This window comes from Paenibacillus sp. Root52, from assembly GCF_001426865.1.
In the GTDB taxonomy this organism is placed as follows: Bacteria; Bacillota; Bacilli; order Paenibacillales; family Paenibacillaceae; genus Paenibacillus.
In genome coordinates this window covers 1,061,764-1,074,573 of the sequence record NZ_LMFO01000001.1, presented here as the reverse complement: position 1 = coordinate 1,074,573, position 12,810 = coordinate 1,061,764, and the positions used below count along the sequence as shown (strand labels likewise).

At 42.8% G+C, this 12,810-nt stretch carries 9 protein-coding genes; 6 read left to right on the top strand and 3 right to left on the bottom strand.

The genetic code is table 11. The features are described from left to right. Positions 1 to 303 precede the first annotated feature (303 nt). The 3 genes from ASD24_RS04630 to ASD24_RS04620 all read left to right on the top strand — a co-directional run bounded on the left by ASD24_RS04630 (position 304) and on the right by ASD24_RS04620 (position 5,048). Complete coding sequence (locus tag ASD24_RS04630) at positions 304 to 1,287, top strand: LacI family DNA-binding transcriptional regulator (RefSeq protein ID WP_056692137.1); 984 nt, start codon at positions 304 to 306, stop codon at positions 1,285 to 1,287. Positions 1,288 to 1,487: 200 nt separating this feature from the next. Then, positions 1,488 to 2,963 (top strand): glycoside hydrolase family 32 protein, encoded by a 1,476-nt coding sequence (locus ASD24_RS04625; RefSeq protein ID WP_056692136.1) that lies wholly within the window; start codon positions 1,488 to 1,490, stop codon positions 2,961 to 2,963. Positions 2,964 to 3,056: 93 nt separating this feature from the next. Further along, the gene (locus tag ASD24_RS04620; protein ID WP_056692133.1) at positions 3,057 to 5,048 is read left to right on the top strand and encodes a sucrose-specific PTS transporter subunit IIBC; all 1,992 of its coding nucleotides are present in this window, start codon (positions 3,057 to 3,059) and stop codon (positions 5,046 to 5,048) included. Between the two features lie 73 nt (positions 5,049 to 5,121). On the opposite strand, the gene ASD24_RS04615 is transcribed toward ASD24_RS04620, so the two are convergent. The 3 genes from ASD24_RS04615 to ASD24_RS04605 form a co-directional block, all read right to left on the bottom strand. After that, positions 5,122 to 6,021, bottom strand: coding sequence for a manganese catalase family protein (locus ASD24_RS04615; protein WP_056692131.1), 900 nt, complete (start codon positions 6,019 to 6,021; stop codon positions 5,122 to 5,124). Positions 6,022 to 6,240: 219 nt separating this feature from the next. Beyond that, on the bottom strand, positions 6,241 to 7,962 hold the full coding sequence (locus tag ASD24_RS04610; RefSeq protein ID WP_056692128.1) for a cellulase family glycosylhydrolase: 1,722 nt from the start codon (positions 7,960 to 7,962) through the stop codon (positions 6,241 to 6,243). Positions 7,963 to 8,219: 257 nt separating this feature from the next. After that, positions 8,220 to 8,819 carry a TetR/AcrR family transcriptional regulator gene (locus ASD24_RS04605; protein ID WP_056692125.1) on the bottom strand — a complete coding sequence of 200 codons (600 nt, stop codon included), beginning with the start codon at positions 8,817 to 8,819 and terminating at the stop codon, positions 8,220 to 8,222. A gap of 181 nt (positions 8,820 to 9,000) precedes the next feature. Here ASD24_RS04605 and ASD24_RS04600 point away from each other — a divergent pair, with 181 nt between their 5' ends. The 3 genes from ASD24_RS04600 to licT all read left to right on the top strand — a co-directional run bounded on the left by ASD24_RS04600 (position 9,001) and on the right by licT (position 12,632). Then, entirely contained in the window at positions 9,001 to 9,771 is a 771-nt protein-coding gene (locus ASD24_RS04600; protein ID WP_056692122.1) for an SDR family NAD(P)-dependent oxidoreductase, read from the top strand. Between the two features lie 324 nt (positions 9,772 to 10,095). Further along, positions 10,096 to 11,538 (top strand): 6-phospho-beta-glucosidase, encoded by a 1,443-nt coding sequence (locus ASD24_RS04595; RefSeq protein ID WP_056692119.1) that lies wholly within the window; start codon positions 10,096 to 10,098, stop codon positions 11,536 to 11,538. A gap of 263 nt (positions 11,539 to 11,801) precedes the next feature. After that, positions 11,802 to 12,632 (top strand): BglG family transcription antiterminator LicT, encoded by an 831-nt coding sequence (gene licT / locus ASD24_RS04590; RefSeq protein WP_056692118.1) that lies wholly within the window; start codon positions 11,802 to 11,804, stop codon positions 12,630 to 12,632. The last annotated feature ends 178 nt before the right edge of the window (positions 12,633 to 12,810 follow it).

Genomic DNA, 12,810 nt, shown 5'->3' with positions numbered 1-12,810 from the left:
CACAAATCCTTTATAATGATGGGTTGGAGCGTGTTTCCCATCTGAATATTGATTGTTCGTAAAGCAACGCCCAATTGATGTGTAATCATACCAAGGTATGAATTCACATGGATTGGGCTTTTGGTGTTTAACCTGATGAAACAGCTGTGTAGCTAAAACAAGTTTAAAGGTGATTCTGTCATAGAAGAGATAAGTGTTATGCGCTCAGTTGAACAGTATAGAACAGATTCGCCATACGCGAAGCTTCGAAGTATAATATGAACAGATATTACTTTACATTTTAATGAATTCAAAGGGGTAAATATGAACAAAACCATTTCTGATATTGCTCAGATGGCAGGTGTTGCGAAGAGTACTGTCTCCCGGTTCCTTAACGGAGGGTCGGTTAGCGAGAACACAAGGCATAAGATTGAGCAGATCATCAAACAATATAACTATGTCCCCAATACGTTTGCACAGAGCTTGAAGGCGAAGAAAACTAGTATTATTGGAACAGTTGTGCCAAGGCTTGATTCGTTTGCAACTTCACAGACCTTAATCGGGATCGATGAAGAATTGCGCAACAATCAATATCAGATGTTAATTGCCAATACAAGTCAGGACATGAAACGAGAAATTGATGGCATATATGATTTTGCTAGACAGAAAGTATCAGGTATTATTCTTCTTGCTGCGGAAGTAACCGAAGCACATCTCAAAGCTATTGAAGAGATTGGTATTCCAGTTCTATTAGTTGGACAACAACATCCCAATATCCATAGTTTAGTTCATAATGATGATCAAGCAGGGTATGAGATGGGGAAATATATCGTTCAACAAGGCCATCGAAACATTGTATATATGGGCGTTACAGAGAGAGATCAGGCAGTAGGTATTCATCGTAAGCAAGGTTTCAAGCGTGCCATTGCTGAATGTGGTGAATGTCAAGTTACATATCATGAAACAAGCTTTAAAATGTCGGAGGCGGTTGCAACGGCGGAAGCTATTGTCCGAGAACGCAAAGCGACGATCATTGTAGGAGCAACGGATAACATTGCGCTTGGCGTGATGAAAACAGCCTTTTCCAACAAAATACGAATTCCACAGGAACTGTCCGTTACAGGGTTCGGTGGATATGATATTACGGAGATGATCCACCCAACACTGACAACAGTGAAATTTCACTATTTACAAGCGGGTAAATTGGCGGCAGATCACATTATTCGACTCGTTCAAGGCGGCGTTGTGGAGAAGCAGACTGTACTTGATGTAGAAATTATTCCACGAGAAAGCGTTGACAAACTATAAAAGGTTCCTTTATGATAATTCCATCGAACCGGTTCCATTTGATTCCTTCATAAGTACATCGAATCGATACCGGCGGAGAAACGCAGGTGGAATTATTTTTTTGTTAGTTTTGGAACCGGTTCCTATATGCAAAATAGTTCATGCACATTTTTTGTGGCGTGTAGCCACATATTGATTTACAACGCAAGGGTGGAATGGTTATGAAAATGAATAGAGAACAGCGTTATCGGCGGATAGAACAAGCAGAACCAGGTGAAATGGACAAGCTTAGAGCATTGATATCTGCGTGTCCGTGGAGACAGCAATATCATATTCAACCCATTACAGGACTACTGAATGATCCTAATGGATTTTCCTACTATGAAGGTCATTATCATTTGTTCTATCAGTGGTTCCCTCTAGGAACCGTGCATGGAATGAAATATTGGTACCATACCCGTTCAACGGATCTTGTGAATTGGGAAAATGTAGGCATCGGTATAAGCCCGGGGGAGCCATATGACTCACATGGAGCATACTCCGGCAGCGCCATTGAGAAGGACGGGAAGCTGCATATTCTCTACACCGGTAACTCAAGGGATGAAGAGTGGATCAGGCATCCGTCTCAATGCTTAGCCATTATGGATGAGAGCGGTTCAGTGGTGAAAATGCCTCTGCCTGTGATTGATTCAGTACCTTCAGGTTATACCGAACATTATAGAGACCCTAAGGTCTGGCAAGATGGGGAGCTATACTACTGTGTGATTGGAGCCCAACGGACGAATGAAACGGGATGTACTGTCATGTATCGTTCAGCAGATCTCAAGCATTGGGAATTTCTTGGTGAGGTTGAAACTAAACTCCCGAATTTCGGCTATATGTGGGAATGCCCTGACTACATGTCAATCGATGAGCAGGGGGTTCTGATCTTCTCACCTCAAGGAATTCAGCCCGAAGGGGATTTGTACAACAATATCTATCAGTCCGGATATCTTGTTGGTGAACCGCTAGATCTAGAGACAAGAGTGTTCAACCACGGTGCTTTTCAGGAGCTAGACCGAGGGTTTGATTTTTATGCACCTCAGACGATGAACGCACCAGACGGTAGACGGATTCTTGTGGGCTGGATGGGGCTTCCTGATCTAGAGTATCCCACAGATGATAGTGGATGGGCACACTGTTTGACGATTCCACGGCAATTGACGTTGAGGGATGGGAAGCTGATTCAGCAACCTATTGCTGAAATGGCTAAGCTGCGAGCGTCTGAAACAGTTGAACAGCTACATGTCATTATGGATGATGAGATCCGATCTTTTGCAGGTTTTGAAGGTATCGCGTATGAATTAGAGTGTGAAATCACAAATTTTGATGCGGAGCGCTTCGGTATTGAATTTCGAACCAATGAAGATGAGAAAACCGTGGTACAGTACGATCGACTGCAACAAAAATTGACGCTGGATCGCTCTTTATCTGGTGCTACATTAGATCCAAACAATGGAAATATTAGAAATTGCGCTTTATCTGGGGATATCATCAAAATTCATATGTTCGTTGATACATCTTCAGTGGAAATATTCGTGAATGATGGGGAAGAGGTATTCACTAGCCGCATTTTCCCAAGCCGAGATAGTGTGGGCATTCGCTTTTTTGCACATGCAGGCAAGGCAGAGTTCAAAGCGAGCAAATGGGATTATTAAAGAGTTTGTTCAAAAAGTACGCTTTTGATTACGAAGGATGCCTGTCGGCATCTCAGGCGGCGAATATGGATTTATTGAGAGGAATGAATAAGGATGTCGGAGAACAAAAAAATTGCCGAAGAAGTCATTCAGGCCATCGGAGGCAAGGAGAACATAGCTTCCTTTGCCCACTGTGCGACACGCTTACGTATCATGGTCAATGACAAAGAGAAGATCGATCAGAAGCAAATTGAGAATATTGATAAGGTTAAGGGTGCCTTTTTTAATTCAGGTCAATATCAGATCATCTTTGGTACAGGTACCGTCAATCGCATTTTCGAAGAAGTTGAGAAGCTCGGGATTGAAGGGTCTTCCAAAGAAGAAGTGAAGAGTCAGGGGAAAAAGGAAGGCAATGCGTTTCAACGTGGTATCCGTACGTTCGGTGACGTCTTCGTACCAATTATCCCAGTGCTTGTGGCGACAGGTCTGTTCATGGGTCTACGAGGCCTGCTTACGCAAAATGAAATTTTATCCTTGTTCGGTGCAACCCCAGAGGATATTTCACCGAATTTCCTGTTGTTCACTCAAATTCTGACGGATACTGCATTTGCATTTCTACCTGCACTGGTGGCATGGTCAGCATTCCGTGTATTCGGCGGAAGTCCAGTCCTGGGTATCGTCCTGGGTCTAATGTTGGTTAACCCAGCGTTGCCGAATGCCTACGCAGTAGCTGATGGATCAGCGCAACCGCTGCATATGTTTGGATTTATCCCGGTGGTAGGGTATCAAGGCTCCGTGCTTCCGGCATTCTTCGTGGGATTGATTGGAGCGAAGTTCGAGAAGGTACTGCGCAGACGTGTGCCTGAGGCGCTCGACTTGATCCTAACACCGTTCATTACGCTTACAATTATGATTACGCTAGGATTGTTTGCAATCGGGCCAGTATTCCACTCCCTTGAAGAATGGGTACTTCAGGGAACAACAGCTGTATTGGATCTGCCATTTGGTATTGCGGGAATCATCATTGGTTTCTTTCATCAAATTATCGTTGTTACCGGCGTGCATCATATCTTCAACTTTCTTGAAATTCAGTTGTTGGAGAAAACAGGCTTTAATGCGTTTAATGCGATTATTACCTGTGCTATGGCTGCTCAGGGTGCGGCTTGTCTAGCTGTAGGATTAAAAACGAAGAATATGAAGTTAAAAGCACTTGCATTACCTTCATCGCTGTCTGCATTTCTCGGTATTACAGAACCGGCCATTTTCGGTGTGAATCTACGCTACATGAAACCATTCATTATGGGTCTTGTGGGGGGAGCTGTTGGTGGCTTCATCGCTTCATTGTTCCACCTACAAGGCACAGGTATGGCTGTCACTGTAATTCCAGGAACATTGCTGTACCTGAATAGCCAACTCCCACTGTACATTCTGTCCAATCTGATTGCGATGGCTATCGCATTTGCACTGACATGGTTCTTTGGTTATAAGGATGCACCTGCTGTGGAAACGGCTACGTCTACGCATTCAGGCGGTGCCAATGGGATTAGCACGAATCCAGCAGTAGCAGTAGATCAATCAGAGGTTGATCGTACTCATACGAATGAGATGACAAGCAGCCGTCAAAAGGTAGAATCGCTAACCATTTTGTCACCTATGACTGGCACGGCGGTTGATCTTGAGCAGGTTCCTGATCCTGCTTTCTCAGAGAAGCATATGGGCGAAGGAATCGCTATTGAGCCATCCGAAGGTCGTGTAGTTGCTCCGTTTGATGGCACGATCGCCCATGTCATGATCAAGAGCAAACATGCAATCATTCTAGAACATGAAACTGGAGTACAAATGCTTGTGCATATTGGGATCAACACGGTTGGACTCAAAGGTGAAGGCTTTACCCTGCACGTCAACAATGGGGATGTGGTAAAAGCCGGACAATTATTGATTGAATTCGATATGGAATTCATTCAGAATGCCGGTCTACCGATTATTACACCTGTATTGATTCCAAATGGAAATGAAACGATTGAACGCGTGGAAACATCCATGACGGGTAGCGTGCAAGCAAATGGTGAAGCTATTATGGTTGTAACATTTACGGAACCACAATAAGGAAATATTCAGAAGGAACCTGGTGAGTCTATCAGGTTCCTTTTTGCATGTTTAGGGTGATGATTATTCCAACCTATAGACCCGCTTCTCGTTTTAGCCTTGAAGCAATCAGCAGAAGATCTTCTGCAGAGATGCCTGGAGCGAATTCTTCGGGTAGATCAGGCAGATCAGGAATGCTTCCACTATGACCAGGTAGGCCGGCATAGGCTTCCAATTTGCCTCCATCAATAGGATGCACACCTTTCCAGATCTGTGCGATGTTCTGATAATCCTTATCGCTAAATGTGTAAAGCCTGCGATGTTCACCCATCGCTTCCCATTTACGAGTGGTATCAAACACTTTATTGTCGAGTTTCGGAATCGGAAATAATTTAGTCACGTCAACCCCAGTGGCGATCTGTAGTGCTTTTGCATAAGCCAAGATATGTACGCCTCCGCGGACAAGCAAATAACCGGTCATCTCCCTAGCCGCAGGATGATCCGTCATTTCGTAGACTCTCATTTTATGCGTACGTGCACCGCATTCCAGAAAAAAGTTATGCAGCAGATCGAAGATCAGATTGCCACTGCTTACAACATATGAACCATTCCAAGGTCTACCCATGGAATCATATGGGAGTGCGGTTTGGGCAGATTCGATGAAATGGGAGGTCATACGTGCATCTTTACCGATGCGTAAAGGTGTGGAATCTGGATCGCCCGGAGATGTAGAACCCACTAACATGAGATTAATCGTATTGGCAACTAATTCAACATGCCCGAATTCTTCAGCCGTGATACTTGCGACAATGTCATAGAAGGCACGAAGCTTTGTTTTTCCCCGAAAATTAAAAGATTGAAACATATAATTGTTGAGCGTTGACATTTCCCCGAATCGTCCACCCAGTAGTTCCTGTACAGCACTCGCTCCGTTGGGATCAGGACTTCCTGAGAGGGGAAGCTCAATCGCCAAACGATCGACACGTTTAAACATGGTGTTACCTCCTCAAACCAAATTACAGTATAGGTATGAGTCGCTACTTGTACGTTATTCGGAACTACCGGAAACATCCAAAAATATATACAGATAAGGTCATCTACGGTAGGAGTGACACAAGTGTAAATATACACAAACGCCCTGTTAGAGCGAGATGCTCTGACAGGACGCCGTATTGAATGATTTTTAATTGAAGTGAGTTAGGTCATGTTCAAATCAGGAAGCTGTGCCAACAACGCTGTTCCCATTTTTCGTGATTTTGTAGGTGATGATATCTCCGCTCCAGAAATGGAACTTAAGAATGACTTGTCCATCATTGGTTTCGTTGAAGAAGTTTTGTTTCAACTCAATTACATTACTATTGTAATTCGGGCTGAACGTGTAGGAAAACTCTTTAAACGATGTCCAGTTCTGTGGCCCTGCATTACCGCCATTGACATAGGTTGCTTCCATAGTGGCAAGTTGGTTGCCATTGAATGTTGTTGGAATTGCGAATGAGCTTGTAGTACCCGTTGTACTGTTCAATTTAGGCGTATCATATTTGATCAGATTGAAATGCCAGTTAGCCCCTTTGTTGAATTTTGCTGTGAGCTTCGCGTTAACACCAAGGTTGCCTGAAGAGGTAAGTCTATTTAACAAGCTGGATTTCAATGTGAGGACATCACCGCTAATGGTGTAATCTGTCCCTTTAACAAGGGTTGTATTCCCATGAACAAGAGAGTTGAACGTATTGCCATTCAGGTTCAATTTTACAGTTTTATCTTGTACAGCAGCGCCTTTTTTCAGATAGACTTGATCTGATTCTGCTGTTGTAGAACGTCCAGTCCAGCTTGCTTTCATCGTATTATAGAGATCTTGGTCAGACCAAGTGAAGGACGTACGGCCAAAATGCTGACCATTATCCCATAACATCGTTGTCATTTGCTTTTGACGAAGGTACTGCCCAATGAATTCGAAGAATTTCAGCTTTTCACCTTGTTGGATGACGCCGGTATGCTGGTCAAATCCAAGCAAGCCATATTCGCCGACAATGACAGGGATGCCTTTAGCTACAAAAGCATTGTAGACGCGGTCAAATGTGTCCGTAATATCTTTTTGAACCTCAGCGTTATATTTGGTCACACCTGCAATGTTTACACTGAACGGCCAAAAACCATAATAGTGCACTGTAGCGATAATGTTCGGATCATTTAATTTGGAAATGGTCTGTGATAAGGCATCCAAATCAGCTTGGTTAGAAGCTGTATGTAACGTTGGGAGAACGAGAGGGCGAGTAGCGTTGTTACCACCAGATGTTCTCACAATGTTATGGAATGACGTATTTAGCTCGTCCAATAGACGGTATGAAGTTGCAGGATCTGTTGTTCCACCTTCAGTGAAACGAGGCTCGTTGACACTTTCGAACATCAGCTTGTTCGAGCTGTTCTTGAACTTATTGGCGATCTGAGTCCAAGCCGCATTGTATCGAGCAAGAACATTCGTGCGATCATTCTCCATGTAACTGATCCATTGCCATGAATCATGATGAATATTAATCATTACATAAAGATTGGCATCGAGCGCCCAGTTTACCACTTCTTGCACTCGGTTCATGTAAGCGGCATTAATTGTGTAGTTAGGTGCTCCTCCAATGTGAGCCTGCCAGGTCACAGGGATACGAATGCTTTTGTAGCCTTGGTTAGCAATATTCTGAATCAACTCTTTTGTGATGCGGGGATTACCCCAAGCGGTCTCATCTGCTCCAATGGCATCCAGTGAATTGCCGAGGTTCCATCCAGGTTCCATCGCTGACACATACGATTGAATGCTCGAAGGTGCAACAGTCACAGTAGGCTGAACTTGTTCGTTACTAGCCGCGGACACGATGGCCGAGGAGAACAGTGACACGATCATAGCCGTGACGAGGGTAAGAGAGAGAACAGATTTACGTTTAGTCATTAATCATAATCTCCTTTTCTAGAAAATGAGTGTGTACTACCGAATGAACCAACGAAATACGGTTTATCTAGGTTCAAGAAGTAACATTTTACTTAATGTCCAAAAAAGGAACCACCTCCAAATAAAGGATTGAAAGCGTTTTCTGAATTGAAATATATCATGATTACCAAAATCAAAGTACCCCAATATTTAGGTTAAAAATCATGTAGAAATTAGTGGTTTAGACACCAATTTTGTAAATAGAAGTAAGCTTAAAATTATGTTCTCTCCCGCTTCACATGGAAAACTTCAGTGGATAACAGCATCAGCTCCACAATTTGAGTACTCATATACTGCGGGGAAGTGGGGAATTCTTCTTCAATCCAACGAATCAAGAGACCCGCGACACCATGCGCACGATAGATGTACAGCCACTTAGGGTCAATTAAGGTTCCTTCCTCCAGTTCGTACTCATACTCCGATAGAAATAGATTCTCTATGGCTCGCGCGATTTGGTATCTAAAATCGACCTGGATATGATCGCTTAACAGCAATTTATATAGAGCGGCATGCTCTTTAAGATATGTAAATAACGTGATATCATCCGTCTGCATTTCTTTCAAATTCACTTTGCTAATCGACTGATAGGGATGCTGTATTTGTCTAATGAACTCATCCAATACATCCTGAATGACTTCGTGTAACAGTTCGTCTTTAGTGGCATAATGGGCGTAAAATGTTCCCCGGTTATAGTTAGCTTCTCGCACAATTTCGGATATGGATAGTTGCTGGAACGGCTTTTGGAATAACAAACGCACAAACGTCTCTTTCAATGCGGTTTTGGAGCGTAGAACACGCTTGTCCAATGAATCTGTCATCGTATGTTCACCTCAAATTCAGTATGGTCGAATATCACTATTCCTGCAACTTACTGTACAAATCATATGCATATGTACAGTAACGTACAAATGTTGGTAGATTACGGATTGATGGTGATTCAAATAGTTTATATATTGGGAGTTGAGAGGGTTAAAATACAATAAAATTGGAGGTATTCTAATGACATTTCCCGTACTAGAAGGCAAAGTAGCTATTGTAACAGGAGCAGCAATGGGCATGGGAGAGGCAACAGCGAAGCTGTTCGCAGAGGCCAAAGCCAAAGTGATTGTTGCAGATTTTAATGAAGAAAAGGGACGTGCCGTAGCTGAAGCGATTCAAGCATCTGGTGGCGAATCTGCTTTTTACAAAGTTGATATTTCAAAATCCGAAGAAGTGCAGGCGATGGTGAAATTCGCTGTAGATACTTATGGTAAACTCGATGTAGCTGTCAACAATGCGGCACTTACACCAGATGATAAACCAGCCGCAGAGTTTGACGAAGCGTACTGGCATCGTTTGATGTCCGTCGATCTAACAGGAACTGCTCTGTGTATGAAGTATGAATTGCAGCAAATGTTGAAACAAGGACAAGGTGGCTCAATTATTAATATTTCTTCCGTGAGTGGATTCCGTCCACAACCTAATAACATCGCGTATGTTGCTGCCAAACATGGAGTCGTAGGCATGACGAAGGTAGCCGCAATGGAAAATGGACCACACAACATTCGCGTGAATACAGTAGCGCCTGGTGCGATTGATACACCGATGCTTCGTGGGGCATTGGATCAATTCGGCTTTACTGCAGAGGAATACGCTCCTCAGCTTAGCTTGCTGAATCGTTTTGGACAACCTGATGAAATCGCTCAAGCGAGCCTCTGGTTGGCATCGGATGCATCGTCCTATGTAACGGGCACGACAATACATGCTGATGCTGGTTACACCTCGCGATAAGAGTAGATCACTGCATTGGTACTGAAGGTCAGCATTGGGGGATCCCAGCTGTGCAGCCGTGCAAGCAAGGTGAATCCGCTCTCATTATTATTATTTCTAAAAAAAGAATCTACATTAAAATTGACATTTCCTCTATTCCTTGCTAAAGTTTTATCCAATCCGCATAATTGTGATCTGGGAATGTTACCGATACGGGCATAACCTGAGCTGGCTTGCTTACACGTCAAAGTGTAACCAGGCTGGTTCGGGTTTTTTCTATTTATTTATCCTAGATTGCAGAATCGTGGTAGATGATGAATTACATAATTCGGAAGGAGCATGATGATGACTAACTTTAAATTTCCTGCAGATTTTCTATGGGGTGGAGCCATTGCTGCCAATCAAGCGGAAGGTGCTTACCTGGAAGATGGCAAAGGACTGAGTATTGTTGATCTCTTACCAACTGGTGAGAATCGCAGAAGCATTATGAAGGGGAATGTTCCAGGTTTTGAACCGCTGGAAGGCGAATTCTATCCTTCACATGGGGCGATTGATTTCTATCATCGTTATCCTGAGGATATTGCTTTGTTTGCTGAAATGGGCTTCAAAGCACTGCGTGTATCCATTGCCTGGGCACGCATTTTCCCATCGGGTGAAGATGCACAGCCGAATGAGGCTGGTCTGAAATTTTACGATGATCTCTTCGATGAATTGTTGAAGCATGGCATTCAGCCTGTCGTTACGCTCGCACATTTCGATGTGCCTGTGAACCTCATTCAGAAGTATGGCAGCTGGAGAAGTCGGAAGCTCGTAACCTTGTTCGAAACTTATGCAACAACCGTGTTTACACGTTATAAAGATAAAGTGAAATACTGGATGACTTTTAATGAAATCAATATGTTGCTGCATCTGCCATTCTTGGGAGCTGGCTTGGCCTTTGAAGAAGGCGATAACGTTAAGGAAATTCAATATCAGGCTGCTCACCATCAGCTGGTTGCAAGTGCGCTGGCTGTAAAGGCCTGTCATGAGATTATTCCAGATGCCATGATTGGTTGTATGCTTGCTGCCGGCAGCTTCTATCCATATACATGTAATCCAGAAGATGTGTTCCAAGGCATGGAAAAGGACAGAGAGTCTTATTTCTTCATTGATGTTCAATCACGTGGTGAATACCCTGGTTATGCCAAACGTTTCTTCAAGGATCACAATTTGAACATTGAAATGCAGCCAGGCGATGCCGAAATCCTGAAGAATCATACTGTGGATTACATTGGCTTCAGCTATTATTCAAGCCGTACAACGAGCACTGATCCAGAAGTGATCAAAAATATGACAAGTGGCAACGTATTTGGCTCTGTGGCGAACCCGTATCTGGCAAAATCCGAATGGGGCTGGACAATTGATCCAAAAGGATTCCGTATCACTGCGAATCAATTGCACGACCGTTATCAGAAACCACTGTTTGTCGTAGAAAATGGATTCGGTGCTCATGATGAAGTCACAGCAGAAGGTGAAGTAGACGATAGCTACCGGATTGATTATTTGAAACGTCATGTTGCCGAAATGGGTGAAGCCATTCAAGACGGTGTGAACATTATTGGTTACACGAGCTGGGGGCCAATTGATATCGTTAGTGCTTCATCAGGCGAGATGAGAAAACGCTACGGCTATATCTATGTTGATCGGGATAATGAAGGGAACGGAACTCTGCAACGTGTGAAGAAAAAGAGCTTTTATTGGTATCAAAATGTAATTCAATCTGACGGAACCAATCTTGGCGAAGAATAATACCTTAGCTTGGCAATCGGAAGAACCAGAACAGTGGGACTTCCGATTGTCCCCTCATTGAAAGCGTTGACATATGGACATGTTTCGCGCTATACTTGACGCAAATATATCGTTTATGGGATTGTTACTACACGAAGTAGGCAAAACCTGAGCAACAAAAAAAGAAGACATGTTGTCTTGTTTATTTTGTGTTGCTTCAGGTTTTTTTTGTGCCCAAAAATGATAAATTACAGATATACGTGGAACGTGACGGGGGGATTGAAGTGAAAATAGCTAAGGTTATCAATAATAACGTGATCAGCATATATCAAGCCGATGGAGCAGAGCTTGTGGTGATGGGACGTGGGATTGCCTTTAAGAAGAAACCGGGAGATATAGTAGATGAGACCCGTATTCAGAAAGTATTTGCACTAAAAAACAAGCAGACATCGGATAATTTCAAAATGCTGCTTCGTGAAGTACCATTGGAGCTTATTGAGATTGTTGAAGAAATTATTACTTACGCTAGAGATCAGTTAGGTAGAAATTTGAATGAAAATATCTATGTATCTCTAACCGACCATATCAATTTTGCGATTGAACGTTATCGCGAAGGAGTCGAGATAAAAAATGCTCTGATGTGGGAGATCAAACAACTGTATAAAGCGGAGTTCAGCTTAGGTTTAAGGACGTTAGAAAATATTAAAACCAAGATGAATCTTGATCTTCCGCAAGATGAAGCAGCGTTCATTGCCCTTCATATTGTGAATGCAGAGATGAATGAAGAAGTGATTACCACGATGAACATTACGAAGTTTATTCAGCAAATTATTAATATTGCCAAATACCATTTCAAAATGGAATTCGATGAAGAGTCACTCAGCTATTTTAGATTCATCACACATCTGAAGTTTTTCTCCCAAAGGGTACTGAGCGGTACGCATTATGATAATAACTACGACCATATTTATGACTTGATTAAGGTGAAACATCCTGAAGCGGCAGCTTGTACAGAAAAAATAGAGATGTTTGTGAACAAAGAATACAATCATCAGCTTACCAACGAGGAAAAACTGTATTTAACCGTGCATATTGAGCGGGTGGTTAATCGCTGAAGAACGAGAAGTAACATTACCTAATCTAACGCAAATAAATGTGAATAATAAATGTTGACAAATTTGGTTAAATTATAATATTATTATATTAACAGGAAATGAATACGATTTAACTGGGATTGTTACTGGTTATGCAGGCAAAACCTAAGTCATGAGAAGGCACGGATGAAAGTGTCCC